29 protein-coding genes are annotated in these 25,940 nt (G+C 44.5%); 9 read left to right on the forward strand and 20 right to left on the reverse strand.

Annotated features, from left to right (window positions below; translation table 11 throughout):
• Both F0228_RS24320 and F0228_RS24330 read left to right on the forward strand, forming a co-directional pair.
• The coding region (locus tag F0228_RS24320) for an IS110-like element ISVisp2 family transposase (RefSeq protein ID WP_171762954.1) at positions 1-990 on the forward strand (990 nt) is incomplete at its 5' end.
• A gap of 530 nt (positions 991-1,520) precedes the next feature.
• Complete coding sequence (locus F0228_RS24330) at positions 1,521-1,739, forward strand: hypothetical protein (protein ID WP_171762955.1); 219 nt, start codon at positions 1,521-1,523, stop codon at positions 1,737-1,739.
• 282 nt (positions 1,740-2,021) lie between these two features.
• On the opposite strand, the gene F0228_RS24340 is transcribed toward F0228_RS24330, so the two are convergent.
• The 5 genes from F0228_RS24340 to F0228_RS24360 form a co-directional block, all read right to left on the reverse strand.
• Positions 2,022-2,438, reverse strand: coding sequence for a VOC family protein (locus F0228_RS24340; RefSeq protein WP_171762956.1), 417 nt, complete (start codon positions 2,436-2,438; stop codon positions 2,022-2,024).
• Positions 2,439-2,655: 217 nt separating this feature from the next.
• Positions 2,656-3,264 carry a sugar O-acetyltransferase gene (locus tag F0228_RS24345; protein WP_171762957.1) on the reverse strand — a complete coding sequence of 203 codons (609 nt, stop codon included), beginning with the start codon at positions 3,262-3,264 and terminating at the stop codon, positions 2,656-2,658.
• Positions 3,265-3,352: 88 nt separating this feature from the next.
• Positions 3,353-3,733, reverse strand: coding sequence for a VOC family protein (locus F0228_RS24350; protein ID WP_105057071.1), 381 nt, complete (start codon positions 3,731-3,733; stop codon positions 3,353-3,355).
• Positions 3,734-3,808: 75 nt separating this feature from the next.
• Positions 3,809-4,516: a pseudouridine synthase gene (locus tag F0228_RS24355; RefSeq protein WP_253820335.1), complete on the reverse strand. Its 708-nt coding sequence runs from the start codon at positions 4,514-4,516 to the stop codon at positions 3,809-3,811.
• On the reverse strand, positions 4,498-4,659 hold the full coding sequence (locus tag F0228_RS24360; protein WP_008224207.1) for a hypothetical protein: 162 nt from the start codon (positions 4,657-4,659) through the stop codon (positions 4,498-4,500). Before F0228_RS24360 ends, F0228_RS24355 begins: the two co-directional genes overlap by 19 nt.
• Before the next feature lie 182 nt (positions 4,660-4,841).
• Here F0228_RS24360 and F0228_RS24365 point away from each other — a divergent pair, with 182 nt between their 5' ends.
• On the forward strand, positions 4,842-5,243 hold the full coding sequence (locus F0228_RS24365) for a YkgJ family cysteine cluster protein (RefSeq protein ID WP_171762959.1): 402 nt from the start codon (positions 4,842-4,844) through the stop codon (positions 5,241-5,243).
• 30 nt (positions 5,244-5,273) lie between these two features.
• On the opposite strand, the gene F0228_RS24370 is transcribed toward F0228_RS24365, so the two are convergent.
• The 9 genes from F0228_RS24370 to glpT form a co-directional block, all read right to left on the reverse strand.
• Positions 5,274-5,675, reverse strand: a complete 402-nt coding sequence (locus tag F0228_RS24370; RefSeq protein ID WP_171762960.1) for an NUDIX domain-containing protein — start codon at positions 5,673-5,675, stop codon at positions 5,274-5,276.
• Positions 5,676-5,877: 202 nt separating this feature from the next.
• Positions 5,878-6,258: an STAS/SEC14 domain-containing protein gene (locus F0228_RS24375; RefSeq protein ID WP_061031407.1), complete on the reverse strand. Its 381-nt coding sequence runs from the start codon at positions 6,256-6,258 to the stop codon at positions 5,878-5,880.
• Positions 6,259-6,366: 108 nt separating this feature from the next.
• Positions 6,367-6,969 (reverse strand): class I SAM-dependent methyltransferase, encoded by a 603-nt coding sequence (locus F0228_RS24380; RefSeq protein ID WP_171762961.1) that lies wholly within the window; start codon positions 6,967-6,969, stop codon positions 6,367-6,369.
• A complete protein-coding gene (locus tag F0228_RS24385) occupies positions 6,962-7,483 on the reverse strand; it encodes an HAD family hydrolase (RefSeq protein ID WP_171762971.1) in 522 nt (173 codons plus the stop codon). Before F0228_RS24385 ends, F0228_RS24380 begins: the two co-directional genes overlap by 8 nt.
• Before the next feature lie 42 nt (positions 7,484-7,525).
• Complete coding sequence (locus F0228_RS24390) at positions 7,526-8,026, reverse strand: GNAT family N-acetyltransferase (protein ID WP_116870490.1); 501 nt, start codon at positions 8,024-8,026, stop codon at positions 7,526-7,528.
• A gap of 32 nt (positions 8,027-8,058) precedes the next feature.
• Positions 8,059-9,009, reverse strand: coding sequence for a D-2-hydroxyacid dehydrogenase family protein (locus tag F0228_RS24395; RefSeq protein WP_171762962.1), 951 nt, complete (start codon positions 9,007-9,009; stop codon positions 8,059-8,061).
• 97 nt (positions 9,010-9,106) lie between these two features.
• Entirely contained in the window at positions 9,107-9,571 is a 465-nt protein-coding gene (locus F0228_RS24400; RefSeq protein ID WP_171762972.1) for an ASCH domain-containing protein, read from the reverse strand.
• Between the two features lie 223 nt (positions 9,572-9,794).
• On the reverse strand, positions 9,795-10,850 hold the full coding sequence (gene glpQ / locus F0228_RS24405; RefSeq protein ID WP_171762963.1) for a glycerophosphodiester phosphodiesterase: 1,056 nt from the start codon (positions 10,848-10,850) through the stop codon (positions 9,795-9,797).
• Between the two features lie 82 nt (positions 10,851-10,932).
• Positions 10,933-12,303, reverse strand: coding sequence for a glycerol-3-phosphate transporter (gene glpT, locus F0228_RS24410; RefSeq protein ID WP_116870487.1), 1,371 nt, complete (start codon positions 12,301-12,303; stop codon positions 10,933-10,935).
• A 570-nt stretch (positions 12,304-12,873) separates the two neighbouring features.
• On the opposite strand from glpT, the gene F0228_RS24415 reads away from it, so the two are divergent.
• A complete protein-coding gene (locus F0228_RS24415) occupies positions 12,874-13,593 on the forward strand; it encodes a membrane lipoprotein lipid attachment site-containing protein (protein WP_116870486.1) in 720 nt (239 codons plus the stop codon).
• Positions 13,594-13,789: 196 nt separating this feature from the next.
• A complete protein-coding gene (locus F0228_RS24420) occupies positions 13,790-14,290 on the forward strand; it encodes a hypothetical protein (RefSeq protein ID WP_116870485.1) in 501 nt (166 codons plus the stop codon).
• 97 nt (positions 14,291-14,387) lie between these two features.
• Here F0228_RS24420 and F0228_RS24425 read toward each other — a convergent pair whose 3' ends face one another.
• From F0228_RS24425 to F0228_RS24440, 4 genes are all read right to left on the reverse strand, one after another.
• Positions 14,388-14,642, reverse strand: coding sequence for a DUF3297 family protein (locus tag F0228_RS24425; RefSeq protein ID WP_004739610.1), 255 nt, complete (start codon positions 14,640-14,642; stop codon positions 14,388-14,390).
• Positions 14,643-14,835: 193 nt separating this feature from the next.
• Positions 14,836-15,303 carry a GNAT family N-acetyltransferase gene (locus F0228_RS24430; RefSeq protein WP_061031416.1) on the reverse strand — a complete coding sequence of 156 codons (468 nt, stop codon included), beginning with the start codon at positions 15,301-15,303 and terminating at the stop codon, positions 14,836-14,838.
• A gap of 76 nt (positions 15,304-15,379) precedes the next feature.
• Positions 15,380-15,517, reverse strand: a complete 138-nt coding sequence (locus F0228_RS24435; protein WP_171762964.1) for a hypothetical protein — start codon at positions 15,515-15,517, stop codon at positions 15,380-15,382.
• A gap of 26 nt (positions 15,518-15,543) precedes the next feature.
• The gene (locus F0228_RS24440) at positions 15,544-16,686 is read right to left on the reverse strand and encodes a PcfJ domain-containing protein (RefSeq protein ID WP_061031417.1); all 1,143 of its coding nucleotides are present in this window, start codon (positions 16,684-16,686) and stop codon (positions 15,544-15,546) included.
• A 234-nt stretch (positions 16,687-16,920) separates the two neighbouring features.
• On the opposite strand from F0228_RS24440, the gene F0228_RS24445 reads away from it, so the two are divergent.
• From F0228_RS24445 to F0228_RS24460, 4 genes are all read left to right on the forward strand, one after another.
• Positions 16,921-17,343: a universal stress protein gene (locus F0228_RS24445; RefSeq protein ID WP_061031418.1), complete on the forward strand. Its 423-nt coding sequence runs from the start codon at positions 16,921-16,923 to the stop codon at positions 17,341-17,343.
• Positions 17,344-17,546: 203 nt separating this feature from the next.
• Entirely contained in the window at positions 17,547-18,905 is a 1,359-nt protein-coding gene (locus F0228_RS24450; protein WP_171762965.1) for a DASH family cryptochrome, read from the forward strand.
• Positions 18,902-20,461 carry a cryptochrome/photolyase family protein gene (locus tag F0228_RS24455; RefSeq protein ID WP_171762966.1) on the forward strand — a complete coding sequence of 520 codons (1,560 nt, stop codon included), beginning with the start codon at positions 18,902-18,904 and terminating at the stop codon, positions 20,459-20,461. Before F0228_RS24450 ends, F0228_RS24455 begins: the two co-directional genes overlap by 4 nt.
• Entirely contained in the window at positions 20,461-21,201 is a 741-nt protein-coding gene (locus tag F0228_RS24460) for an SDR family oxidoreductase (protein ID WP_105057059.1), read from the forward strand. The genes F0228_RS24455 and F0228_RS24460 overlap by 1 nt, the downstream gene beginning before the upstream one ends.
• A 632-nt stretch (positions 21,202-21,833) precedes the next feature.
• Here the strand turns inward: F0228_RS24460 and F0228_RS24465 are convergent.
• Together F0228_RS24465 and F0228_RS24470 are read right to left on the reverse strand one after the other, a co-directional pair.
• Positions 21,834-21,977: a DUF2256 domain-containing protein gene (locus tag F0228_RS24465; RefSeq protein ID WP_081090296.1), complete on the reverse strand. Its 144-nt coding sequence runs from the start codon at positions 21,975-21,977 to the stop codon at positions 21,834-21,836.
• 241 nt (positions 21,978-22,218) lie between these two features.
• Positions 22,219-25,935 carry an AAA family ATPase gene (locus F0228_RS24470; RefSeq protein ID WP_171762967.1) on the reverse strand — a complete coding sequence of 1,239 codons (3,717 nt, stop codon included), beginning with the start codon at positions 25,933-25,935 and terminating at the stop codon, positions 22,219-22,221.
• Between the last annotated feature and the right edge of the window lie 5 nt (positions 25,936-25,940).

A 25,940-nucleotide genomic window follows, 5' to 3' on the forward strand; every position in this document is an offset into this window, starting at 1 on the left:
CCAAAAGCCACTCTGCACTTTGTCTATGAAGCAGGACCATGTGGTTACTGGACTTATCGCCTGATTACGAGCCTTGGACACTGCTGCTATGTCGTCGCTCCATCACTTATACCTAAGAAGCCAGGCGATAGAGTTAAAACTGACAAACGAGACGCAGCAAAGCTCGCCAAGCTGTTAAAAGCCGAAGAGCTTACACCCATCTATGTACCAGAAGCCGAAGATGAAGCTATTCGAGATCTCTCGCGTGCCAGAGAAACGGCAATGAAAGATCTCAAAGACGCAAAGTTCCAACTCAAAGGCTTTCTTCTTCGCAATAATATCCAAGCGACGGTGAATGATAACTGGTCTAAAAAGCATCTACGGTGGCTGACCGATCTCATTCTTCCTCACCATAGTCAACAAATCGTCTTGCAAGAGATGATCATTACTATCAATGAGCGGATACAGCGGCTGCAACGACTCGATAATGAACTGCTCCATCAGGTCAAAAACTGGCGATACTATCCTGTTGTGAAAGCCATTCAAGCTATGCGGGGTGTAAGGTTACTCGTAGCTCTCGGCACAATAGCTGAGCTGGGTGACTTACGGCGGTTCGACCATCCAAGAAAGCTTATGGCTTACCTTGGGCTTGTTCCAACAGAAAACTCCAGTGGAGGTAAAACTCGTCGTGGCAGCTTAACAAAGTGTGGCAACAGTCGAGCCAGACGGTTACTCGTTGAAGGCGCACACACCTATAAGCATAAAGCGAACATCTCTGTAGAGCTGCAACTAAGGCAAGAAGGGCTGCCTAAAGAGATAGTTGATATCGCTTGGCAAGCCCAGCAAAGGTTATGTCGTCGTTACCAACGACTACTACAAAAAGGTAAACACCGAAATGTCGTTGTGGTCGCCATCGCAAGAGAGATGATCGCTTACATCTGGGCCATTGCGCGTGAAGTTGTCATTAGCGACGTAGATCCTAGAACTCGAATCGCTCGTTTACCGGCATGAAGACAGAATTAGTGTTATCGCATTGGATAAAGCATCGGGAGTGGCACAAACACCGACGGCGTTAGGACGGCAATATAGCTTCGGCTGTATTGAACCACGAGCATAGACTGAAGACAGGTGCTACGACGGAACAAGTAAGGTAGGCTCTACTCATCAAACGATGAGCAATCCACGTATATCAGCATGAGAACCGACGACATTACTTGCTTCATCTATGCGGTAACACTATCCCAAAATGAACAAAGGCTCTGAAATGAGGGAGCAGAAACTTCTACGTTTTTAATTGACAGTGGGGGTCATATCAACGCCCTGCTAAGGGGTGAGCAACGCAATACCGAAGCCGCCGCATACCACCTTAACCACTAAATTCAACGCATAGTAAAAATGCCACGCGTTGCGAATCCCTCTTGAGCAGTTTGTTAGTTTGCAAACCCAAAGATTTGATTTTACGTTATTTTAAACTTTGCAAACAACAAGCATTATGTGCTTTGATGCACTTAAGTCAGGCTTAGTCTCAAAGCAGCTAGTCAATGAAACCACTTGGAACAAACAACGCCGCAGAAAACGAACTCACAACACCAAAAAGCGCTTTTGGAAAACCAATCTCACAATGCGGACTTTCAACAAAGTCACTGAAACCACGTGGAACTTGCCACACCAAAGAAAGCGTCATTTTAGCGAGTAGATCGGCTTTTGCACCAACAAACTCAACGAGCAGAGTTTCAGCAAAAAAAGTACAGCTGGGTTAACCCATAACTCGCCGCACCAAAGAACAAATCAACCATTGAAACGATGCCAATTTTGGATTTTCACCACGCAAGTTAACACTGAAATTGAACACTGATATGGCTATTTAGACTTTCAGCTTTTACCACTAGATCTTGCGATATAGCTGCGTTTTTCCTCTTGCAAACTAACGCCTTGTTAAGGGGTGAGCAACGCAATACCGATGCCACCGCATACCGCCTTAAACACTAAAACCAACGCATAGTAAAAATGCCACGCGTTGCGAATCCCTCTTGAACAATTTGTTATGTGCGTTGCTCAATTTCTGCTTTATAGAGCTCTGAACCTACAGCTATCTCCCACAAGTACCCATCTGGATCAGAGAAGTAACCTGAAAAGCCACCCCAAAACACAGCCTGTCCCTGTTTGACGATTTTCCCACCATTATCCTCAGCTTTTTTCAGCAGACTAAGCACTTCACCAGACGAACGAACATTTCTAGCCAGTGTAATACCGGCAAAGCCTGATCCATTTGCTTCAACACCAACATCTTTTGCTAATTCGGATTTGGGAAACAGAGCTAATTCCGGACCATCAATATCCAGAAATACAATTTCATCAGATTGATAATCTGTGCGTTCTAATCCAAGTACGGCTTCATAGAACTTTGCGGAAACCTCGATATTTGATACACCCAATGTAATGATTGATAGTTTTCTCATTTTATCTCCAAGCACATAACAGCTCTATTAGACAGAATTATTCTGTATTTAAATGCTGATTAATTCTGTCTAGTTTCTACCGTTTACATCTCATATGCAATCTAGTCATTATATAACAACGACTTATATCACAGCTAGCATCGGCTTTTGGTAAAATACGGAATCTTTCTGTCTAGTATGACCAAACTCCCAACATAAAGAATCTGGTCAATACGGCTTACTTCAATTCGTCTGGGATGCGCCGGTCTTTGTGGTAGTACTCTCGGTCGCGTTCGCTGATTTCTCGTATTACTTTGCAAGGGTTACCAACGGCAACCACATTGGCTGGGATATCTTTGGTGACTATGCTGCCCGCTCCAATTACCGAGTTTTCACCTATGGTAACGCCCGGTAACACGACCGTGTGTGCGCCAAGCCATACGTTATTGCAGATACGGACAGGAACATTGAACTGCGCAGCTTTGAGCCTGAGCTCAGGGCTGATGGGATGTGTACCTGTTGCGATGGTGACGTTAGGTGCAATCATCACGTTATCACCGATGAATACGTCGGTGTCGTCAACAAGCGTTAGGTTGAAGTTTACGTATACGTTGTTGCCAAGGTGAGTGTGACGCCCCCAGTTGGCGTGCAGTGGTGGCTCTATGTAACAACCCTCGCCGACTTCTGCGAACAGTTGCTTCATGATTTGTTGGCGTTTTTTACCCTCGCTCGGGCGAGTGTGATTGAAATCGTACAGCACTTCTAAACATTGCGTTTGCTCGGCGACCAGATCAACGTCATCACAGTAATAAACGTCTTGGCTGTGCATTTTTGCCTTTATATCCATGTTTGAACCTATTTGATAATTACCGAAGAACGGCATAAATAAAGCGACATATGGATAATTTGAAGCGTTTCACTGGTCTCAAAACAAGTTACGAGTTACGCGGGCTTATGTTCTCGGCAACACGCCATAGCACGCCACTTGGGTCAGTGATACAAAACTCAAGCATTCCCCAAGGCTGCTCAACAACCTCGGTAACGGTTACTTCAAATTCCGCCATTACATTAGAGTTTTGTACGTGCTGATACCAACTTTTTACGTCCTCTACGAGCAAGTGCATCATGTAATTGTGACAGTGCGCAGGTTCGTAAAAATCTTGTAAAAGGAATGCATAATCACCGTGACGAAAATAGGCGATATCATGGAACTCAGACATAAGTTCAAACCCCAGAGCTTGGTAAAACCGCTTAGATAAGTCGAACTCTTTTGCGGGCACAAACGATTTTATTTCAGTGACTTTGAGGTTTTCCATGATAAACAATTCCTTCTGTTTTGAAGCCCAGAAGCATCGCTGAGCTTTGTGCATTATGCTTAAATTTGTTTTAGGTTACTGGCCGAAAGAGCTAACTTCATATTCAGTGAGGTAACGCCAGTGACCTTCTTCAACATCTAAACGGACGTCGCCTATTTGTTCTCTATGTAGCCCAACCACTCGGTTACCAACAGCAGCAAACATTCGCTTAACTTGATGAAACTTACCCTCGGTGATGGTTAAGAGCACTTCTTTGGGGCTAATTACTTCTAGTTCTGCCGGGCGCGTAAGGTTCTTCTCACCTTGCAGCGGAACCCCTGCTTTGAACTTATCAGCGACATCGTCTTTAATATCTCGTGACAATGTCACGCGGTACACCTTTTTACACGACTTCGTGGGCAATGTGATATTGAAAGACCAACGACCATCATCGGTGATTAACACTAATCCTGTGGTATCAGCATCTAAACGCCCTGCGATGTGCAGTTCAGACACTTTATCTAACTCTAAATAATTGAAAAGAGATGGATACACTTCGTCGATATTGGAACAGATGGTGCCTGCTGGCTTGTGCATCAAGATATAACGAAACGCGCGTAGCGTTAATGCGTCACCATTCAGCAAGATGGTGTTACTTTCGTGCACTTGAGTGGATTCATCAAGCACGACTTCACTGTTTACACTAACCTCACCATGATGAATGCTTTTAATGGCTTGTGACTTAGTGAGGTCTGTGCTTTTACAAAGGTATTTATCAAGGCGCATTAATCGTCGGCACCACATTTAGCACAAGGCTTGTAAGTGCGCTCTCCTTGTTCAATCACCACATAGTCACGCACACAGTTTTCACATAACGCCAGTTTTGGATAAGCGTCTTTCTGTTTCTTTGCGTTGATATCGCCTTCAGTGGTGTAGATCGTTCTCATTTGGAGCCTTTGTATTAATCACTTATGAAGCCAAATTGTATCACTGTTTATGGCGGTGCGTCGGTTCACTTTGCCAATGGTTGTTCGCGCCTCGCGCTATTTCTAAGCTCTGGACAACAAAATCAACGTGCCACGCGTATCAGTGATAACATTACAAGAGTTAGCTAACTAAGAAGCCAAGAATGAAAGATTGTAATCAATGCGGAAAATGCTGCATCAAATATGGAGATGGCGACCTCGCCGCGACTCAAGAAGAGATAGATTTGTGGGAACTGTTTAACCCAGACATCTTTGAATATGTTCGTGGTGGTGAGATTTGGTTTGATCCTGAATCTGGTGAGCGTTTAACTCGTTGCCCGTTTCTAGAACTCGTCCCCAATAAAGACACAAATGCTCAAGCAAAATACACCTGCAGTATTTACTTAGACCGCCCAGAGGATTGCCGACACTACCCTAGCCTAATCAATGAAATGGTGAGGGATGAGTGTGAGATGATTGAAGTGGTGGATCTGCAAGATACGAAAAAAGCTCAAAGAAGACTCGACCTTTTAATGAAAGACAGCCGCCCTTCAAGCTTTTCATGATTGTGATCTTTTGGAGAGCTGATCTTGTTATTACGACAAGTACTGATTCTCTTCTAACCAATCTAGTGCAACCAGTGCCGCCAATGAACATACTTCTCTGTCATTGCTATCGACAAACTTAAGCTCTTCGATTTCAGCGTCTGGCGATAATTCGCCCGTGTAATCAGCAGCGTAACAAGTCAATTGCACAGAAACGCCTTCCGCTTTGCCATCAGCTTGGCCAGTAAACGTCTCAACGTATTTGAGTGAATCAGGCACTAAATCGACTGAAATCTCTTCTTTGATTTCACGAAGCAATGCTTGCTCGTCAGTTTCACCCTCTTCGCGTTTTCCGCCCGGTAAGTAAAACAGTTCTTTTCCTTTTGATCTCACCATCAACAGCTTGCCATCTTGGATGAATACCCAAGCGAGCTTATCAATTACCTTATTCATGTTCTTAGACCTTGTTATTGTGCTTCTTATTCTAATTAAAGCGACGATATCGCATGGGCGGCATGTTACCTACAGCAGTCAGCATATTCTATTGAATTACATAAAAAATGGTATTGGGAGTCGATGAATGACAGCCATCAATGCAGTTCGTTAAAGGTAAACACTTACCACCAGCTGTCACTTGAAATAAGATGTGATGAATCTAATCAACAAGCCACTCTATGGCAGGGTCGTGTTCTTCGAATGACTTAATGTCCCCAGACACAAACCAGCTTCCCACTTTAGATGCCAGTTCTTGCCAGCTTTTATCACCACAAATAGCGATTTTGTCTATCTTGGAGTTGAGTTCTAGCCCGAGTTTGAAATCATCCCACGCGGCGCGCAGTTCCCAGCCCGTTAATGTGGAGATATCAACAAGCATCTTCAGTGCGGACGAATCGATCTCTTTTATGGTGGTTTTTAAGATGGGTATCATCGCTTGATAGTCGTCGTGCGTTAATTTCCCTTTCGCTTTGAACACGATGATGGTTTCGCCGCTAACACGCTCAATTCCAACCGATATTCCATGACGTTCGATACTCATAACCTAGCCCCTCTATTAAAAATATAGGCTTAGCTTAGAGTATTAATTAGACAACAAATGAGAGGTTGCTTTCAAAATGAACGCACAGAAAGTTTTAGCTTAACGTTACTAGGTTGAACGTCGCTTAATCGCCACAACAGAATAAGTATGCCAATGCTTCATCTTGCCTAATGATGTAAGCGCTTGTTCGTCTCGCTCGTGAAAACGGACAACTTCGAACGCATCAAATAGACTCAGTACTTTTGCCTTTGTGAGAGGCGTCGTAGAGGTTCGATAACCATAAGCCCAACTATCGTCTACCCCCATGAAATCGCCCGCAAATACACCACCGATTTCAATGCTATCGATGATTCGTTGCCACGTCTGATCGAACTGATTCGGCTCTGCAAAAAATAGACTGGAGTTAGCAATCACTAGCCCGGCTTTGGGATAATCATAATCTTCAAATGCGCTTTGAGATATCTCGACCCAAGCTTTTTGACCGAACCTGTCTCTACATATCGATATTGAGTCAGAATTAACGTCGAAGCCATAAACTTGGTTGCCTTGCTGCTCTAAAAACGCAATGTCACTTCCTGTACCACAACCACAGTCGATCGCGACATTTAAGCGAGACTCGTTCAGCTTCATAGCGAATTCTGTTCTTTTTGAATGAGGCTTATCTAAGGCTTTTTGATAATACTGACGCCAAATCTCGGAATGATCATCCATTGTATAACTCCAGTAGTTCGGTCAGGTTTTGAACCTCAACGATAGGTAAGTTTGTATCTGTATTCGCGCCTTCGGTGTTCAGCCAAACAGCCTGTAGGCCAGCTTCAAGCGCAGGGTAAATATCTTTTTCTAGGGTATCGCCAATCATGGTGATCTCTTGTGGCTTTATCCCGAGTTGCGAGATGATCGCAGGATAAAAGCCCGGTTCGTATTTAGATAAGCCAATACTCGCCTTACAGAAGTAGCCATCAATGTATTGGGACAAGCCAACTCGCTCAAACGCGTGGATTATGTCAGTTTTACTGGAATCGGCCGCATTGGTGGCAACATAGATGTTGTGATGCTTCGTCAATTGAGCGAGTAAGGCTTGTGCCCCACTCACTTCTTGTACAGTTTCCCAGTCACACATTTTCCCTTGTGCATCTGGGAAGTCGATCATTAAGGTGTTGCCCCAATCAAATAAGACGGTTTTAGTTAGCTTGATTTGAGCCGTTGATGTTGTAGCTTTGTTCATCATGCCTCCTGCATCGATGATGTTTCGAATGTATCACCGTACTTATAAGAACTTCTCGATAAGAATCTCATCATAGTACTGGCCGCCAATCTTAGCGTGTTTCTTTGCTATTCCGACAGTTTCAAAGCCCTGTTTAAGATAAGCCGCTAATGCGCGCTCGTTATCGGCTAGAACATAAGCAAAAAGCTTTTCGTAGCCTTTGGTTTTTGCGACTTCGAATGTATGTTCAAATAACTGTTTTGCGACGCCTTGCCCACGGCTGTTTGCGTCTACATACGTCCCAATAATACCAACATGATCAAAGGCTTTCGTATAAGAGGCAAACGGCTCTACGTTTTGAAAACCAAGCAATTGATTAGTCGTTTGATTAACAGCAACACTGAACACGCCACGTTCGGGAAACGACTCAATAAAACCTTTCTCTTCATCCAACGTAAACGTCTGATCTAAGATGGTATAACGCCCTTCGATGATGATTGGGTTTAATACATCGATAATACCCTGAGCATCATCTACTGTAACTTGTCTGATTGTTAAGCTCATACTTTCTCTACCTTTTTTTCCTTGGGCAGATTCTAGCTCGATATGCCACCCCTTTGATAGGACAGAATGTTATCGAAAGCGATATCAAAGTAGAGTTCGTAGCTATTTTGTTCAACGTAGCCTAAATGCGGCGTTGCTGTCACGTTTGGTAGAGACAACAACGGTTCGTTATCTGGTGTCGCAGGTTCAATATCAAACACATCTATTGCTGCTCTTTTGCTTGGTACCTTAGTGAGTTCGTTAAGCAAGGCTTCTGGTTCGACTAACTCCGCTCGGCTGATATTCACGAATAATGAGTCAGGTTTCATTACGCTGAGGTCACTGGCAGTAACACAGCCTTTAGTGACACTGTTTAAACGAAGGTGTAATGAGAGTACGTCAACACTCTCGAAAAATGCCTGCTTGGTTGCTGCAGCCTCAAAACCATCGGCTTGTGCTTGGTCTCGCGAGTTCTGGCTACCCCACACCATGACATCCATCCCGAACGCTTTGGCGTATTGCGCGATGCAGCGCCCGATTTTTCCATAGCCCCAAATGCCAAGCTTTAGGCCCCTTAGCGTTCTGCCTAAACCAAGTACGCCTGAATCTTGCCATTGGTTATGTTTAAGGTTTGAAGCGTAAGTAGGAATGTGACGAGATGCCGCCATAATCAATGCCCAACAGAGCTCAGAGGGCGCGACAGGTGAACCGCGCCCTTCCAGTACTGTGACACCGAAGCGTTCACACAGTTGTGGATCGATGTGATTACTGACTTTTCCGGTTTGGCTGATCACTTTTAGGTTTGGCAGTTTAGATAGCAGCGACTCCGTGATTTCGGTACGCTCGCGGATCAGCACAAGCGCCTCAAAATCGTACAGCTTTAACGCTAGTTCATTTTCTGGATAGGCCTCGGTGAATACGGTTACGTCATGATCTGCCAACTTTCGGTAACACTCGAGATTTTTTACTGCATTTTGATAATCATCCAATATCGCAATTTTCACTACACACTCCTTGTTCTATTGCTTTACTATTTTTGAGCGCTAAGTGCCACGGGTTAAGATTCATTTAACTTGTAACACTCTGTATAGATCAAACCAATTATTGATAGACGACTTTGAAACGCTCAAGCACCAACATCATGTCTTCACTTGGCGTGATCTTTAGCTCTTCACACTCACGAGAGAAAAAGTTCCAATGGGCTTCTCGCCACCATGCCAACGTTTTATCACCCTCGCCTTCAGCGGCAGCAAACTCAGCCGTCACCTGGTTATATGGGCATAGTGACACCGAGGTAAGTTCAACAATACAGACAGGTACACCGTCCCAATCAGTGACCACCTGCAAGTGTCCAACAACGGGCATGATTTCGCCTTCATGGCTGTACCAATACTCCAAGCTGCACGAGGCTTGCTTTCCACCTTTCAGTATCAGCTGCGCGCATAGATTGGCGTTGTATTCATCCGCACAGTAATAGTCGGCACTGAATGAGGTGTATTGTTTGGCAACTTCAGCCGGCAGTGAATTGAGATAACTATCTAGATAGGCTTTGCTTCTTTCTTCCATGATGTGTCCATTTTCAATATTCGCTTCAGCCAGAAGCGCTACATATTGAGCAACTGACTGCATTGCGCGTAACCTATCAAGGAGTACAAACGGTGTAAACCAAGTAACAATGAAAATGTGTTGAAAGAGTAGATTTAATGCAAGATTGTTAGATCAAAAAAAGAGCTAAAAACACCTTCAGGCAGTGCTTTTAACTCTTTGTATTTTGTTGTGGATTAACCAATTAACGGTTTAAGAAGTCTACCGCTTTATCTGAGAAGTCGGTAAACACACCGTCGACTTTCACTTGGTTATAAAACACATCCAACATCCCATCGAAGTTATCGACATAACCTGGAATTCGGCCTGGATCAGCGCGGAATGTGTATGGGTGAACATCTAAGCCTGCGTCTTTCGCTGATTTCATCAATGGCTTTATGATGATGTTGTCTTTGGTTGATACATCGTCCACCAGCATAGGCTTCCAAGGGCCAATACCGTCAGCATAAGTCGCCACTTTTGCCATACCGCCTTTCTCGAACATCCAATCGTAACTATAAGGCGTCGCTACGTCGCCTTTGTAAGTCATAGTTTCATTCCAGTCGGTGTAAGCCATTAGCTGAACAAGCTTGAGGTCCATTTCCATCGCTGGCATGAGTTCGTCGTTAATACGTTTTAGTTCGTTTGCATCGAAACACTGCAAGTAAACCTTATCGTCTTTAGATAGGTAACCATATTGATGCAAGGTAGCCAGTACCGCTTTAGAAATGTCTTTGCCTTCATGTCGGTGGAACCAAGGTGCTTTGATTTCAGGGTAGATACCAACGTCATAACCAAGGGTCTTATTCAAGCCTTGGATCATTTCGATTTCTTCTGCAAACGTTGGTACTCGGAAATCAGACTGCCACATTGGGAAGCGTGTTGGATACCCTGCGACTTTATTCCCTTGCTCATCAAGCTTAAAGCCTTCTGTCACTCTTAATGACTTAATCTCAGCGAGCGTAAAATCTATCGCGTAGTAGCGCCCATCTTCACGCGCACGGTCAGGAAAGCGCTCTGCAACATCGGTAACGCGATCTAGATAATGATCGTGAAGTACGACGAGCTGGTCGTCTTTGGTCATCACAACATCTTGTTCGATGTAATCGGGTTTCATTGCATACGCAAGAGCCTTAGCAGGTAGAGTGTGCTCAGGTAAGTAACCCGACGCGCCTCGGTGAGCAATAACCAAAGGGTCGGCAAATGCGTTAGCCGATAAGCTTAGAGCCAAGAGAGTCAGGGACAGTGACGTTGTTTTCATTGTTCTATTCCTTGATAAAATAGAGGCAGGTTATCCCTGCCTCGTTTAACTATTAGTATGATGCTGTTGAGTTAAAGAATGATTAAGCTATTGCCTCTTTCTCTCGCTCAAGGCTTTTCTCTTTATGGTGCTTACGCTCACCGACAAACGCGTACAGCAGACAGATGATTGAAGCGACACAAGCACCCACCAAGATAGTGAAACCACCATCCCATCCGTAATGGTCAACCATGAAGCCAAGTACTGCGTTTGCTGCAACTGCGCCACCTAAGTAACCGAATAGACCTGTTAAACCTGCTGCTGTACCCGCAGCTTTCTTAGGTGCAAGTTCAAGTGCGTATAGACCAATTAGCATTACCGGACCGTAGATTAGGAAACCAATCGCGATAAGAGCCAACATATCAATGGTTGGATTACCCGCTGGGTTAAACCAGTAAACTAGCACCGCGATAGTAACCAATACCATGAACAAGATACCAGCTGGAGCACGGCGACCTTTGAATAGCTTATCTGAGATCCAACCACACAATAACGTACCAGGGATACCTGCCCACTCATACAAGAAGTAAGCCCAAGAAGATTTATCTACAGAGAAGTCTTTCGCTTCTTTTAGGTAAACAGGAGCCCAGTCCAGTACCCCATAACGAATCAAGTATACGAACGCGTTCGCGATGGCAATTGACCACAACAGTTTGTTGTTGAATACGTACTTAAAGAAGATCTCTTTCGCAGTCATCTCAGTTTCGTGAGATTTGTCGTAATCATCTGGGTAGTCGTTCTTGTGCTCTTCAATCGGCGGTAGACCACAAGACTGAGGCGTATCTCTTACCGTAAACCAAACGAAAATAGCAACGAGAGTGGCAAAAAATGCAGGAACATAAAAAGCGGTTCGCCAATCATCGTTGAAAGCCCACAGACCCAATAGGAACATTGGACCAATCAATCCACCGCCCACGTTGTGAGCAACGTTCCATACCGACACTATCTCGCCACGCTCTTTACGTGACCACCAGTGCACCATGGTTCGTCCACACGCTGGCCAGCCCATACCTTGGAACCAACCGTTCAAGAATAGAAGAATAAACATGGCTGTGATGCTGCCCGTTGCCCAAGGCATGAAACCAAAGCAGAACATAACCAGTGCCGACATTAACAAGCCACCACTGAGGAAATAACGAGGGTTTGAACGGTCAGAAACGCTACCCATTAAGAATTTAGATAAACCGTAAGCAATAGATACGGCTGCTAATGCCACCCCTAGCTCACCACGGCTGAAACCCTGTTCAATCAAGTAAGGCATTGCCAAACTGAAGTTTTTACGGACTAGGTAGTAACCCGCATAGCCAACAAAAATACCGATGAACAGTTGCCATCGTAATCGTGTGTAAGTGCTATCGAGCTTATCTGACGACAAACGATCGATATGCGCCATAGGTTTGAATATTCCAAACATAGGAACCTCATATTATTGGGCGAAGGAAATATAAAATGCTCGAACGAAAAAATATACGCTCATTCGAAAACAGGAGGGATTGTATGTGCTTCAGGGATAATTTCTGTGATGCATATAGCTATTAACAATAAAATTGTTTAAATACAGCAAATTAGTTTCATTTAATTAGACCACGCTTCATATTTTTGACGATTCGTTTACTATTCAACCAATCGTTAACCGAACTATAATTAGCCAAAACTGAGCAATCGAGCACAAAACAACCACAAAACGTCGTATTATTGTTCTGGCTTCATATTGAGTGCTGAGTTTTGTGATGAGATTACGTTTTTATCGCCTTGCTCATTTCCACATTCGAAGCCCCCCATATCCAAGGGCGTTCTTTTGGTTCGCTAATACATAACGAATCGTGATGTTAAAACTAACGTTTGGTTTATTTATCGATCACTCCAGTTTCCGTATCGTTCACTTCAAGCGATGCAGCAGACCAGTTAGTCAAAGTTATTGATATTGTGTGAAACACTTTCTGCGCATCACCTGTTTAGAACAAACCCAACGATAGGAAACATCATGAACAAATCACTTATCGCGCTAGTCCTTACTGCCGTTCTTGCGGGTTGCTCATCTGGCGGAACCTCAGACCCCGCACAACCGCAATTCGATGGGGATCACGGCTATGAAAATATCGACCCAGGTTTTGGAAACGGCGACTCTGATAGTGATGTCGACAATGGGTTTGATAATATCGACCCTGGATATGGTAAAGGCGATTCAAAAAATATCGCTGATATCATTGAACAAGCTGATCTAGGTTTCGTCTACATCCCAGATATCGGTGACATTCCGTTTTTCAATAAAGGTCACGACGACGCAAAGCTTGGCGCCGTGAAAGAACGAGACTACGAAGGTGAAACCTTATACGGGATATATGTTAACGACATACGAGTCGGTGAAATATTAATTAACGATGGCCATGTCAAAGTAACTGCAGGTGACAAAGAAATTAATGGTACTAGAGATAATTACCAAGACACTGAATACACGTTTTGGACAGTGAGAGACACCAACGGTAACGTGATTGGAGACTTTAAACGTTTAGACGATGGTGTTTGGATTTTCCGTGAAGAAATAGACCGTGAAACATTTGTTGTTAAATATCATGATGGTAAGTGGAACTTTATCCCAGTTGCCGACATCAAGAACAAAATTAAAGACAAACTGCCTACTCATGCTGAAGTGACAAAAGTACGTACCAAGATGCAGGTAAACAAACTACGCACTTTAAAGTAGTGGACTTTGACTCCTCACGATAATGACACCCCATAGAGCAGGCACTCTTTCAATTGGAGAGTGCCTGTTCAAAACAAGAACAACGGAAACAAATAACAAAAACAACTCAAGGACGATCCCGACTAGGTTACTCATTTACTGGCGTTCCATATCACCGATATGCGTCTCTATTAAGTACACATAAGCGAGCGATCCAATGATTATCAAAGCCCTTCCCTTTACAGTGTTAGCTTCCCTTCTTTTGTTCTCTACATCTCATGTTAACGCTTTCGAACAGACTCAAGAAGAAACAGCCGTTACGTTTGGCCTATCTGCTGAAAGAGGCTGGAGAGATTGGTCTGCTTCTTATGTGAAATACCGTGGTCCGGGAACCGTTGGTTATGGTGTTGAGTTTACACGCTCGGCATATAACGAGGATGACGGGGCTTACGAGTACAAACAACGCGACAACGAATATCAGTTCCATGCACCGATCGGTATCACTGATAACTTGTACATCACACCCGGCTACGGGATCAAACGAACACACACGGATATTACTTTCGAAAGACACGAGCTTTCTGATAGCGCGACAAAACAAGTTGGTGGCTTAGATGCAACCTATATTACGGACACAGGCTTCGTTGTGACCGCAGGTTTTGATAAAGCCGAAGGAGAAGATTTAGAGTTTTCCATCGGTGCAGGTATTGCTTGGTAAACACTACTAATCCAAACGATGCATACAAAAAGGGCCTAGATTTCTCTAGACCCTTCTATAAACAGAATTCGGCAGCTGAGTCAGCTACAACCATCTATTATTCTTCGATGTAGTAAGCTTCTACAGTGCCTTTAAGAGTAATAAGCATTGGCTGACCGAAGCGATCAAGTGCTTTAGGAGAAGGAATCTTCACCCAACCTTCGCTGATGCAGTATTCTTCAACATCAGTACGCTCTTTACCATTTAGACGGATACCGATTGGGTATTCGAAACACTCAGCCACGTGGTGTGGGCTGCGTGGGTTGCCTGCAAGATGATCTGGTAAAGCTGGTCTTGAATTAGTATCGCTCATGTTCATTACCTGTATGTACGTAAATAAAAAAAGTGCGTCATTCTAGTCAATATAGGCTTCGTGCTCAACAACTGCTGTAATAAATCGTATTGATAGCTTTAATCAGCGTCTAGTTGTTTGATTTATTGGCGATATTTGCTCTGTTTCTTACATAAAACTAAACACTTTTAACATCGTAAGCCGATACGTTTGCTCAAAAAGAAACACACACCACATGATGGTCTGGGTCGGTATTGATGTTAACGATCGACCAACCGAGAGAAAGGTACAAAGACGGTATGTTGGTATAAGCATAAAGGTCAGACGCAGAGTGTTCTGCGGTTTTAGATTGGTAGAAGGCTGGCATTTGTTCAACCGCTCGCTTAATCAATTCACTCGCAATGCCTTGGCCTCGCCATTTCTCATCAACATAAACAGCATTAATCCACACGATATCCCTTACTTGATGAGGTTCTTGAAAATGGGAGTACGCTAAACCACCGATGACAACATTTTCGCGAATAACCACGATAACTGGCGGTAGATGAGTGTTGGTTGGGTCCGAGTGTTCTGGATAGGCCGATTTAAACTCAAAGTCCGCCCATTCACTTTGAAAAAGGCGCTCGAGCTCTTGCCAGTGTGGAGAATGCTGGACACATTGTCTAAAAACGACTTTTTGCATTTAAACTTCCTTTTTAAATACGAACGATAGAAATGAGAACCAGTGAGTTAAGCAAATCACTAAAAGCAGTATTACGCTACTCTTCTTCCTCATAATGATCATAGTCTGCGTCTTGACTAATCTCTTCTCCACAACCTAAGCATTCCGCTTGTAAGTCTGTTGGCATCGCAATAATCAAACCACAATGTGGGCATAAATCGCCTTGTTGATACATATAGCTTCCCTTCTACTTTACCCAGTCTACTTTACCCATTTTTGATTAGGGTACATTTGCTTGCTCGCTTCTAACCAATCGTGAATCACTTGGCGAGCTGCCTCAGTCGGTGGCGCGTTTCTTTTACCGCAGATTTGGTCAATCTCGAAAGGAAACGCTTTACTTGGAACACGACGTAAACCTATGGTTAAGCGCTGAGGTTTCATCATTCGAAACACCACATAGCGATCACTCATTATGCGATTATGATACACGCCAATGCAGTGCTTTTGCTCGATGCCCTCTTTCTCAAGATCAAAGTAATCCATAATGGGATGAATGTTATCATTACCTAGCAAAGGAACCGGATACGGGATATCCATGTCCATAGGGCGACTGCCTTCTAAACGTCGCATTTGACGTTGCTCACTCCAACGGTCGTGGAGTTGTTCGAACATTGCGAACGAGTTCTGACTGGTTATTGAACGTAAAGGATCATCAATCTCTAAATCCTGTCCCAACAATATTGCATCTTGGAACATCGCCATCTTCGACGGAGAATTGAGTCTACCCTCTTCAACCATTGCAATACCCAATCGACTGCCGGTTAAAAATGGATGTACCTGATCTAAGCGTAGTGCCGTGTAGCCAACCTTCGAATAGTGCTTAAACTTCAGAACACGTCTTTGCAGCGGCTCTAAAATTCGCACGATATGGTCGAGTTCATCGCCAACGTTATAATGCAGCTCAAGCTTATCAATAAACTTTAGCGTCGCTTTACTGCTGTCTAGACCAAGCTTAGTCAGGATCTTCTTTTGCCCTAAACGGCTCAGTTCCAAAGCCTTCTGATTATCAACACTGTACTTCATGCAAATCAGCGCCAAGATCACAGGTCGCAGTTCCAACAGTTGCGCGGCTTCATAGGTGTTAGCCGCCAACCATAACATTTGGTACTGATATTCTGGAAAGTTATCTGTGATTTCACGGTAGCGTGCTGGCAGAGTTTCTAACCATCGCCCGTTAACATCAAATTGCTCTATGAGATTAAGGCTTAGCCCAATACCACCATCGAGTGGACGTCGTCCGTCTTCAAACACATGGAAGCCAACCAATTTTTGTGACCAATCACGAATCTCGATATCGTAATCAAATCCAAGTGTTCGGGTGGGAATGGTGAGTAATGCTGTCATTGATGCCTCTTCATTGGTGGCGCATTGAACTTTCAAGCCTATCTACAGCATAAGCTAGCGCTTCATCCACTATATCAACCTTTTGTAAATTTCTTATCAATCAAAGCGCTATATACAAGAAAGCCTTTATAAGATCTTTGAATGATGATTTTCCTTAATATGAGACCTCTTCGATATCATTTGCGCTAACAAAAACTATGCTTGTTACATAACCCACAACAAAAGGCTTAAATTATGGAATACCGACATATTCTAGTCGCCGTTGAGCTGTCTGACGACACCAAGATATTGATTGATAGAGCGACTTTCTTTGCGGATAAACTCGATGCGGGTATTTCGTTTGTCTACATCGATGGTACTCATGGAGAAATCTACCCTGAGCTGGTTGATATTCAAGCAAACGACGGGGATCTACCCATCAATCAAGATGCCGTTAACCACTTGAAAGAGTTCGAGGCTTACGCAAAGCACCCTATTAAGCATATTTTTGTAGGTACGGGCGATCTCAACGATAAGCTCAAGAATACTATCTCACAAAATAACGTTGACCTATTGATGTGCGGCCATCACCATGATTTTTGGCACAAGCTCATTTCCCATTCTAAACAGATAATCGATACTTCTCCGATCGATATCTTGGTTGTTCCAATGGAATAGCGCCTACCTGTTAAACGGTTAAAACGTTCAGAATTGCCAACCTCTATCGGTATTATTGGTTGGCATATTTCGGTTGGCTGAATACCCTCTGTGCTCGTCCCTTTTTCTCTGGCTAAGCACTACCGATTTCCCTACATCATTTGTGATCTTGTTAGCGTATCAACTCGTAAGCGTCTAATAATTAACAATTCACGAGTGTAAGCATGAAAAAGATTGGTCTCTATCTTTTTACAAATGACTTAAGAATCAACGATAACACACTACTTTATCAGGCGTCGCAGATCGTCGATGAGCTACTGTGTGTTGCAATTGAACCAAAGCTTTCTACCTATTCAGTCCGACTTTCACAAGAACAGGAAAACGGGCCGCATCGTCACCTTTTCATTAAACAGTCTATTGATGATTTAGCCTCGAGCTTGTCACACCTTGGACAACGCCTTTTTGTGTTAGACCAAAATACTAACGAGAACTTAGTTCAACTCATCAAATCTCAGCATGTGACACACTTTTTTGCCAATTCGCATTGTGCCTATGACGAGCGACAGTTAATAATCGATACGTTAACGCAGTGTCCTGATTTGTTCATCTCTCAGCAGCATCACACTACTCTGTTTGAGAGTGATGCGTTCCCCTTCGAACTGTCCAAGTTGCCTCGTTCGTTCACCAAGTTCCGTCTTCAAGTTGAACATTTAGAGATTGAGACAGAAGAGCGCGTGATAACTTACCTTCCACCTACACCACACACGGCTACTGGCTCTTACAGAGAGCCGACACTTAGATTAGATGACTCAAAAACAGGCGACTACGTAGGCGGTGAAACGGCAGGGTTAATCCACTTAGAAAACTACTTTTCACATGACTACGCCGGAAACTACAAACAGACTCGAAATGCATTAGATGGCATCGAGAACTCAACTAAGTTTTCGCCATGGCTAGCACTAGGGTGTGTTTCGCCAAAAACTATTTACCGCCACTTAAAGCAATTCGAAGCGCATCGTGGCGCGAACGATTCTACCTACTGGATTTATTTTGAGTTGTTGTGGCGTGAATATTTCTACTGGAAGTGTTTAACGCTGGGGACATCATTGTTTGGTCGAGAATCTAGTGACCTGCCCAATGAACAATTGCTCGATACCACTTCGGGATCAAGCTTCTCCAAATGGAAAAGCGGCAACACCAATTATCCTATTGTCGATGCCTTCATGCGCCAGCTTAACGCAACGGGATATATGTCTAACAGAGGCAGACAGCTGGTGGCGAGCTGCTTGATTCACGAGCTCGGTCTTGATTGGCGTCACGGTGCCGCCTATTTCGAAAGCCAACTCATTGATTACGATGTGGCGTCTAATTGGGGTAATTGGGCTTATATCGCTGGAGCTTTAAATTCACAGGCTACGCAAAACGCCAACAAACCAAGTGCAGCCAATCAATCACAACCTAAACCCCGTCATTTCGATCTTGTTAAGCAGACAGAAATGTATGACCCAGAGCACGCCTTTATCAGCAAGTGGCACCGGGAACACGAAGCTTCAACGTCAACTCGATATCAGGACGTAATATGAAATACAAAACTGTACGCCTAGTTTTAGGTGACCAGCTCAATATAGAGCACTCTTGGTTTGATCATGTTAGTGATGACGTAATCTACATAATCGCCGAACTTAAGCAGGAAACCGACTATGTTGCCTCGCACATCCAAAAAGTGGCGGCGTTCTTCTCTGCTATGGGTTATTTCGCTGAAGAGCTAACACAACGTGGGCACCAAGTTTTGCATCTAACCTTGGATGATACGGCGCAGTTTAGAGATCTCGATGCCGTGCTTCAGCACTACACAAACGAGTTTGACGCCGAGAAATTTGAATACCAAAGACCAGACGAATATCGTCTATTAGAACAACTTAACAAGCTCAAATTACCTAACACTGTTAAAGGGAGCTGCGACTCCGAGCACTTCATGTTTCCTTTTGCCGAAATCGAAGAACAGTTTCCGAAAGACAAACACATCATGATGGAACATTTCTATCGTCGAATGAGAAAGCGTTTCGATATTCTCTTAAACGATGGAAAACCAGTCGGCGGCAAATGGAACTATGATGCAAACAACCGTAAAAAGCTCAAGAAACAAGACATCGTAAACCTGCCACAACCCTTGGTGTTTGCCAACGATATCTCATCCATCTTAGAGCGTATTGAACGCCATCAAGTAGCGACCATAGGACAAGTTGGTGACCAACTACTTTGGCCTGTGAATCGTGCACAAAGTTTGTCTTTGCTCGCTCACTTCTGCCAAGTTTGTCTGCCACTGTTTGGTCACTTTCAAGATGCAATGACGGTGGAACACGATTCAAAGTGGAGCTTGTACCACAGCCGCCTCTCGTTCTCGTTAAATAGTAAGCTTCTTAGCCCTAGCGAAGTTATTGATGCAGCTCTTTCGGCTTATCACGCTTCTTCTAAGCAAGGAGCACCCACTATCGATATTGCACAGGTTGAAGGGTTCATTCGTCAGATTTTGGGTTGGCGTGAGTACATACGCGCGGTGTATTGGGCGAACATGCCAGCTTACGCCAGCAAGAACCACTACTCAGCAGACCGAGCATTGCCCCATTATTTTTGGGATGGTCACACAAAGATGAATTGCATGAAACACGCAATTGATCAGTCTCTAGAGTTTGCTTATGCCCACCATATCCAAAGGCTCATGGTTACAGGCAACTTCTGCTTAATCACAGGCATTGCACCAGACCAAGTCGACAGCTGGTACCTCGGCATTTACGTGGATGCGATTGAATGGGTTGAAATGCCAAATACGCGAGGTATGGCACTGTTTGCGGATGGCGGGATCGTCGGAACCAAACCATACTCTGCGAGCGGTTCGTACATTAATCGCATGAGTGACTACTGCAAAGGCTGTCATTACAAGATTAAAGAGCGCACTGGTGAAAGCTCATGCCCGTTCAACAGTTTGTATTGGCGCTTTATGAATCAACACCGCGATGCCTTAAATCGAAACCCTCGCATGGGAATGCTTTATCGTTCTTGGGACAACATGGATGAACAAGAACAGCAAGCGATACTAGATACCGCAGAACAACGACTAACTAATTTGGAGAACTTATAATGGTGGAGCAACTCAGACTACATATATTGGTTATTGGTGGTAGTGGCGGCATTGGTCTCGCCGTAGTTAAACACCTACTCTCTGAACTGTCTCGCTTTGATTTTCTCGATATTCGTGTTGCTGCGACTTACCATTCTAAAAAGCCTGAGATTGATGACAAACGCCTGACTTGGCACCAGGTTGACGTGACTCAAGAATCCGATATTGCCGCATTACGATCTCAATTTGATCAACTCGATTGGCTGATTAACTGCGTTGGGATGTTACATACGCCAGAACTAGGACCTGAAAAGAACCTTTCGTCCATCGACCCAGAGTTCTTCCTCAAAAACATGTCTGTGAATACCCTACCAAGCTTGTTGCTCGCTAAGCATTTCACTCCACTTCTCAAAGCAAGCGACAACCCCAAGTTTGCGGTGGTTTCCGCCAAGGTTGGTAGCATTTCAGATAACAGATTAGGTGGTTGGTATAGCTACCGTTCATCAAAAGCTGCACTCAACATGTTCATTAAAACCATGTCAATTGAATGGGGTCGAACCATTAAGAAAGGCACCATATTAGCGCTGCACCCAGGGACGACGGATACTGCGTTGTCAAAACCCTTTCAAGCAAATGTACCGGAAGGCAAGCTATTTGATTCGGCTTACGTGGCACATCAGCTCGTCGACATTATTCGCACCGCCACACCAGAGCAAAGCGGTCATTTCTACGCGTATAACGGTGAACAATTATCTTGGTAAATTAGAAGTAAAAGGTTGGGAGTTTCGGAACCTCACTGAGATTCCCTATCACGCTCGTCCCTCGCTGTAGGGAATGACGACATTAAGTATGTCGAACCCTTTTATAAATGCCCAAGAGGCAATTAAGCATCCAAAGTCTATTACACTCACGTGGGACATCCGAACACATGGGCATGACGATGACTAAGTACTGTGCAAGTAGGAAGTATACGCAATAGTCCACTCCAGAACCTTTCACCGTCATTCCCGAGAAGGAGAAACGACTGAGTCGGGAATCTCTTTAAGACTTTGGCTAAACGTGGGTGAGATTCCCTACTGCGCTCGTCCCTCGCTTTAGGGAATGACGACATTAAGTATGTCGAACCCTTTTATAAATGCCCAAGAGGCAATTAAGCATCCAAAGTCTATTACACTCACGCGGGACATCCGAACACATGGACATGACGATGACTAAGTACTGTGCAAGTAGGAAGTATACGCAATAGTCCACTCCATAACTTTTCACCGTCATTCCCGAGAAGGGGAAACGACTGAGTCGGGAATCTCTTTAAGACTTTGGCTAAACGTGGGTGAGATTCCCTACTGCGCTCGTCCCTCGCTTTAGGGAATGACGAAGGCTGTGCTAACAAAATCTAACCCTGTTTAGGTTTATTACGTCGACAACGCTCAGAGCAGTACACCACTTCCTCCCAGCAGCGCTCCCACTTCTTGCGCCATGCAAATGACTTCTGACATACAGGACATGTCTTTGTTGGGAGGTGCGGTTTTTTGTGCATGTCGGTTCCATATATAGGTCTAGTTCGTTGAAGAGCTCACAACAACACTACCGATTGCGCTAGCACCTCGCGATAGGGAATGAGGTTAGTTGTCACATCCAAGCTCGCTTGCCTCTACTAAAAACCACCACTCCGCCATCCCCGAGAAGGAGGAACGACTGAGTTGGGGATCTGCTTTACTGAGGTTGGAACCATTTCAACTCAACAGGCAGGCTTTGAATACCAACCAATCTCTACGATATTAAGCAACCACTTTATATTGCTTTTCCATCTCGCTAACGCCAAGGCCTGCGTGTTTCGTCACTTTCAATTGCACAGGCACACGCTCTTTCAAAGCTTCAACGTGGCTAATAACGCCAATCATTTTGCCTGAGGCATTCAAGTTATCGAGTGCGTTCAATGCAATGTCTAGCGTGTCACTATCAAGCGTGCCAAAGCCTTCATCCAAGAACAGTGAATCAATACTGGTTTTGTAGCTCACAAGATCAGATAACGCGAGTGCCAACGCCAAACTCACCAAGAAGCTTTCACCACCAGACAGAGTTTTAGTATCGCGCATTACATCGCCCTGCCAGGTGTCGAGTACCTGTAACTCTAAGCCGTCGTCAGCTTTACGTTTCAGCTCATAGCGACCATGCAAACGCTGAAGTTGCTTATTCGCTAAATACACTAAGTTTTCCAGTGTTAAGCCTTGGGCAAATTTGCGGAACTTGTCACCGTTCTTAGAACCAATCAGCGAATTCAAACGAGAAATATCATCAAACTCGACTTGTTGTTCAGAGATCTGCTTAAACAGATCTTGCTGGTTACTTCGGTTCTGACGATCAGTTTCAAGGTTCGCAGAAATTGCGCCAATTTTGCTCGCATGACTTTGCTGAGCCTCTTGGCACTCAGCCGTTGCCTGCTCCACTAGCTGTTGATCTTGTTCTTGCCATGTTTGCGCATTTTCGTGGTTTTGTAGCTCCACTTGCGCGGCTTTTGCCGTATTCAGCCTTGCTTGTGCACTGACAATTGCTTCATCCAGAGACTTCTTAAGGTTTTGTAATTGAGTTCGCAACTCCTCATCAAGCAGTGCCGCTTCAAAATCAACTTCCTCTTCAAACGGGCTCGCATGCAAAGCTTCAACCCAAACATTCTTCGCTTGCGTGAGGCTTGTTTGCTTCGCGGTTAACTCATCAGAAAAACCTGTATGTTTGGTTTGTTCAGTTCGATGTTCCAATTCACAGCGATTGAGAACCAGCTGAGCCGCGTCCAGTGCCTTGACTGCATCTGCTACCTTTTGCTTCATTGCTTGGCTTGCGACTTGAATGTCTTGCTCACCAAACAACTGTGTTCTTTCACCACTAATACGAGCTAACTCGGCTGTTAGCAATTCGCTTTCTTTGCTTAACGCATCCAGCTCTTTCTGCGCACTGCTTAGCTTGTCATCCAGTGTTTTTTGCTCAGCACATTCGGTAATCAAACGCTTCTCTAGTTCAGCCTGTTGCTGTTTGGTTTGCAGCCATGTGTTTGAGGCTTGCAGTTTTTCAGCAAACCAAGCATCAATGTGCTCAAGTTCAGGTGCCTCAATCGAGGTTCCCACAATACTCTCTTTGAGTGAGTGCCATTGTTGCTCTTTGGCTTGCGTGGATTGAGCTGCTTGCTCATTCGCGACTTGGTTTTGCTTATTGAGGTCGTTGAGGCGCTCCTCCGCTAACACAAGATTAGCTTGGGCTTTATCAGCCGTAACACTCGCTGATAAACGTTGTTTTTCCGCCTCGGCATAGCTGTTTTTAGCATCCACTAAGACTTTCAGCTGCTGCTGGGTTTGATTTACGTGAAGCTCGCATTGCTCAACGAAAGCCGTCACCGCCATCTCATTCCCCAAGTCAGTCACAGAAAGCAGTGTTAACTCCAGCGTCACATTAGGAAAGTCAGACAAACTCTGTTGAAGCTTACCTATTACAGATTGCCAATTAAGTTGAGCTTGCTGGGTATCCGCTTGTGCTCGTTGAATATCATCGCTTAGTGCTGTGATCATAGGAGCAAGAGAATCCAACTGTTGGCGATGCTCTTGACCATCTTTCTTAATGACCGCTAACCCATGTTTTTCACGCTCTTGCTGAGCAACCAAGTTCGCCATGTCTTGTGACTGCTCAATGGTATGTTCAGTAGAACCACACAGCGGACATTCAGAGCCAAACTCCAATTTCGCACGATACTTAGCTAACTCTCCTTCTTGGTCTATTAACAAGGTTAAACGCTCAAGCGAAGTCTCTCGCTCTTTATATCGCTCCACCAACACTTCACGTTCTTTTGAAAGCTTGTCGACCAACTGGGTGTTAGTTTGATGTGCCTGTGTTTTAACGTGTAGCTGTTGCTGTGCGTTTAAAAAGCCACGATTGATTTCAAACAACGAATGAGTGTTGCGATTCCAAAGCTCCAACAACTCTTTTTGGGCGAGTAACGCTGTTTCACTGGTGTTCGCGTGTAACGCTTCCCATTGCTGCTTGGTATTGTTCTCGGCCAGCACCAATTCAGCCAGAGCTTGATCTTGCGATGCTTTGGTTTGCTGTGCGTTTTTAATCACTGCTTGCTGAGCTTCTAGCGCCGTATAGGTTTGTTTGGCCAAATTGAGTTGCTGTGAATGCTGAGACTCTAACGTACGTACTTGCTCAACCTTAGCTTGCCACTGACCTAGGTGCTTTTCGAGGTGTTGGTCCGCCTTATGTGCCTCTAGGTACTCGGCGCTCAGCTTTTCTTGCTGTTTCAACTCGTCAATCTGTTGCGCCAACACAAGCTGTTGATTGCGTTGCTGCGCGTGTTGTTCGTTCAGCGTATTCGCGGCATTAACTGCCGAGGTATGCTTGTCTTTGAGTACCGATATTTGGTTGTCGAGTGGGCGGACTTGCTCAATGATCCTCTCTTGATCTTGTTGCTCCGCTTTAACTTTTTCAACCGCTTCGCTACTTTGAGCCAGCTTAGTTTGGGCATCTAGCTTCTCGGTCTCACGCACTGCGAGCAGCTTGGTACTGTTATCTAGGTTAATCTGCGTAAGATTGAGCTCATGCTCGCAGCGTTTTAGGTCTTTGTGCAACGGTCGCAATTTCTCAGCGGGTTCGCTGTTTGCCAAACGAACCAAGGATGATTGGTTTTGCTCTAAGTCACCTTGCGCTGTTTTTAAATCCTGTTCACTGGTCGCAATAGTATGCTGCGCTTTGGTCACGTCTTTCCACCAGCTAAGGTGAGCTTGCCACTCTTTTAATTGTTCAGCTAAACGTTTCTGTTCAATTTCTAACGTGTCACGCTCTGTTGTCAGCTCTTGAATCTGCTCATCAGACAGTAAACTCACACCTTCTGCTTTCGCTTTCAGGTGGTTGAGTGATTGTTCACTCGACTTAAAGTGATCATAAATACGCTCTGATATTAGGCTGTAGACCTCGGTACCGGTTAACTCTTCTAGAAGCTCGGCTCGGTCATTTGCGTTGGCATTTAAGAAGGCGGCAAATTCGCCTTGAGACAGCATGATCGACTTAGTAAAGCGAGAGAAGTCCAAACCAGTCACCTGCTCAACTAACTTGGTCTTCTTGGTTAACATGGTTTCTAAGACTTTATCTCTGTCTGCATCCGCAAATTCACATGTTGGTGTTTGCAGTGCACCATCATGCTTGCCACGAGCTCGCTTTTGGTGGAAGTTAGAACGGTAAGTTTTGCCCTGCACTTCAAATTCAAGTTCAGCGAAACACTCACCCGTACCGCGAGTCATCAGCTCGTTGTTGCCCTTCGCGATACTTTTCAAACGAGGTGTGCGGTGAAATAGCGCCAAGCAAATCGCATCCAGAATAGTAGTTTTACCCGCACCGGTTGGACCCGTAATAGCAAACAGGCCGTTTTCTGCGAACGGTGATTGAGTAAAATCGAGCTTCCAACGCCCTTTCAAAGAGTTTAGGTTTTCAAATTCTAGGCTTAAAATCTTCATACTCG

Origin of the sequence: Vibrio sp. 99K-1, from assembly GCF_013114585.1 — a bacterium.
In the GTDB taxonomy this organism is placed as follows: Bacteria; Pseudomonadota; Gammaproteobacteria; order Enterobacterales; family Vibrionaceae; genus Vibrio; species Vibrio chagasii_B.

Bases quoted from the DNA above. Each gene is read 5' to 3' on its own strand.
- F0228_RS24445 (WP_061031418.1), top strand. From the start codon at position 16,921: ATGGAATACCGACATATTCTAGTCGCCGTTGAGCTGTCTGACGACACC.
- F0228_RS24350 (WP_105057071.1), bottom strand. From the start codon at position 3,733: ATGGAAAACCTCAAAGTCACTGAAATAAAATCGTTTGTGCCCGCAAAA.
- F0228_RS24465 (WP_081090296.1), bottom strand. From the start codon at position 21,977: ATGCACAAAAAACCGCACCTCCCAACAAAGACATGTCCTGTATGTCAG.
- F0228_RS24345 (WP_171762957.1), bottom strand. From the start codon at position 3,264: ATGGATATAAAGGCAAAAATGCACAGCCAAGACGTTTATTACTGTGAT.
- F0228_RS24330 (WP_171762955.1), top strand. From the start codon at position 1,521: ATGAAACCACTTGGAACAAACAACGCCGCAGAAAACGAACTCACAACA.
- F0228_RS24420 (WP_116870485.1), top strand. From the start codon at position 13,790: ATGATTATCAAAGCCCTTCCCTTTACAGTGTTAGCTTCCCTTCTTTTG.
- F0228_RS24385 (WP_171762971.1), bottom strand. From the start codon at position 7,483: ATGAACAAAGCTACAACATCAACGGCTCAAATCAAGCTAACTAAAACC.
- F0228_RS24355 (WP_253820335.1), bottom strand. From the start codon at position 4,516: ATGTGGTGCCGACGATTAATGCGCCTTGATAAATACCTTTGTAAAAGC.
- F0228_RS24450 (WP_171762965.1), top strand. From the start codon at position 17,547: ATGAAAAAGATTGGTCTCTATCTTTTTACAAATGACTTAAGAATCAAC.
- F0228_RS24380 (WP_171762961.1), bottom strand. From the start codon at position 6,969: ATGGATGATCATTCCGAGATTTGGCGTCAGTATTATCAAAAAGCCTTA.
- F0228_RS24370 (WP_171762960.1), bottom strand. From the start codon at position 5,675: ATGAATAAGGTAATTGATAAGCTCGCTTGGGTATTCATCCAAGATGGC.
- F0228_RS24415 (WP_116870486.1), top strand. From the start codon at position 12,874: ATGAACAAATCACTTATCGCGCTAGTCCTTACTGCCGTTCTTGCGGGT.
- F0228_RS24470 (WP_171762967.1), bottom strand. From the start codon at position 25,935: ATGAAGATTTTAAGCCTAGAATTTGAAAACCTAAACTCTTTGAAAGGG.
- F0228_RS24435 (WP_171762964.1), bottom strand. From the start codon at position 15,517: ATGTATCAACAAGGCGATTTATGCCCACATTGTGGTTTGATTATTGCG.
- F0228_RS24360 (WP_008224207.1), bottom strand. From the start codon at position 4,659: ATGAGAACGATCTACACCACTGAAGGCGATATCAACGCAAAGAAACAG.
- F0228_RS24400 (WP_171762972.1), bottom strand. From the start codon at position 9,571: ATGGAAGAAAGAAGCAAAGCCTATCTAGATAGTTATCTCAATTCACTG.
- F0228_RS24425 (WP_004739610.1), bottom strand. From the start codon at position 14,642: ATGAGCGATACTAATTCAAGACCAGCTTTACCAGATCATCTTGCAGGC.
- F0228_RS24365 (WP_171762959.1), top strand. From the start codon at position 4,842: ATGAAAGATTGTAATCAATGCGGAAAATGCTGCATCAAATATGGAGAT.
- F0228_RS24390 (WP_116870490.1), bottom strand. From the start codon at position 8,026: ATGAGCTTAACAATCAGACAAGTTACAGTAGATGATGCTCAGGGTATT.
- F0228_RS24375 (WP_061031407.1), bottom strand. From the start codon at position 6,258: ATGAGTATCGAACGTCATGGAATATCGGTTGGAATTGAGCGTGTTAGC.
- glpT (WP_116870487.1), bottom strand. From the start codon at position 12,303: ATGTTTGGAATATTCAAACCTATGGCGCATATCGATCGTTTGTCGTCA.
- F0228_RS24455 (WP_171762966.1), top strand. From the start codon at position 18,902: ATGAAATACAAAACTGTACGCCTAGTTTTAGGTGACCAGCTCAATATA.
- glpQ (WP_171762963.1), bottom strand. From the start codon at position 10,850: ATGAAAACAACGTCACTGTCCCTGACTCTCTTGGCTCTAAGCTTATCG.
- F0228_RS24460 (WP_105057059.1), top strand. From the start codon at position 20,461: ATGGTGGAGCAACTCAGACTACATATATTGGTTATTGGTGGTAGTGGC.
- F0228_RS24430 (WP_061031416.1), bottom strand. From the start codon at position 15,303: ATGCAAAAAGTCGTTTTTAGACAATGTGTCCAGCATTCTCCACACTGG.
- F0228_RS24440 (WP_061031417.1), bottom strand. From the start codon at position 16,686: ATGACAGCATTACTCACCATTCCCACCCGAACACTTGGATTTGATTAC.
- F0228_RS24340 (WP_171762956.1), bottom strand. From the start codon at position 2,438: ATGAGAAAACTATCAATCATTACATTGGGTGTATCAAATATCGAGGTT.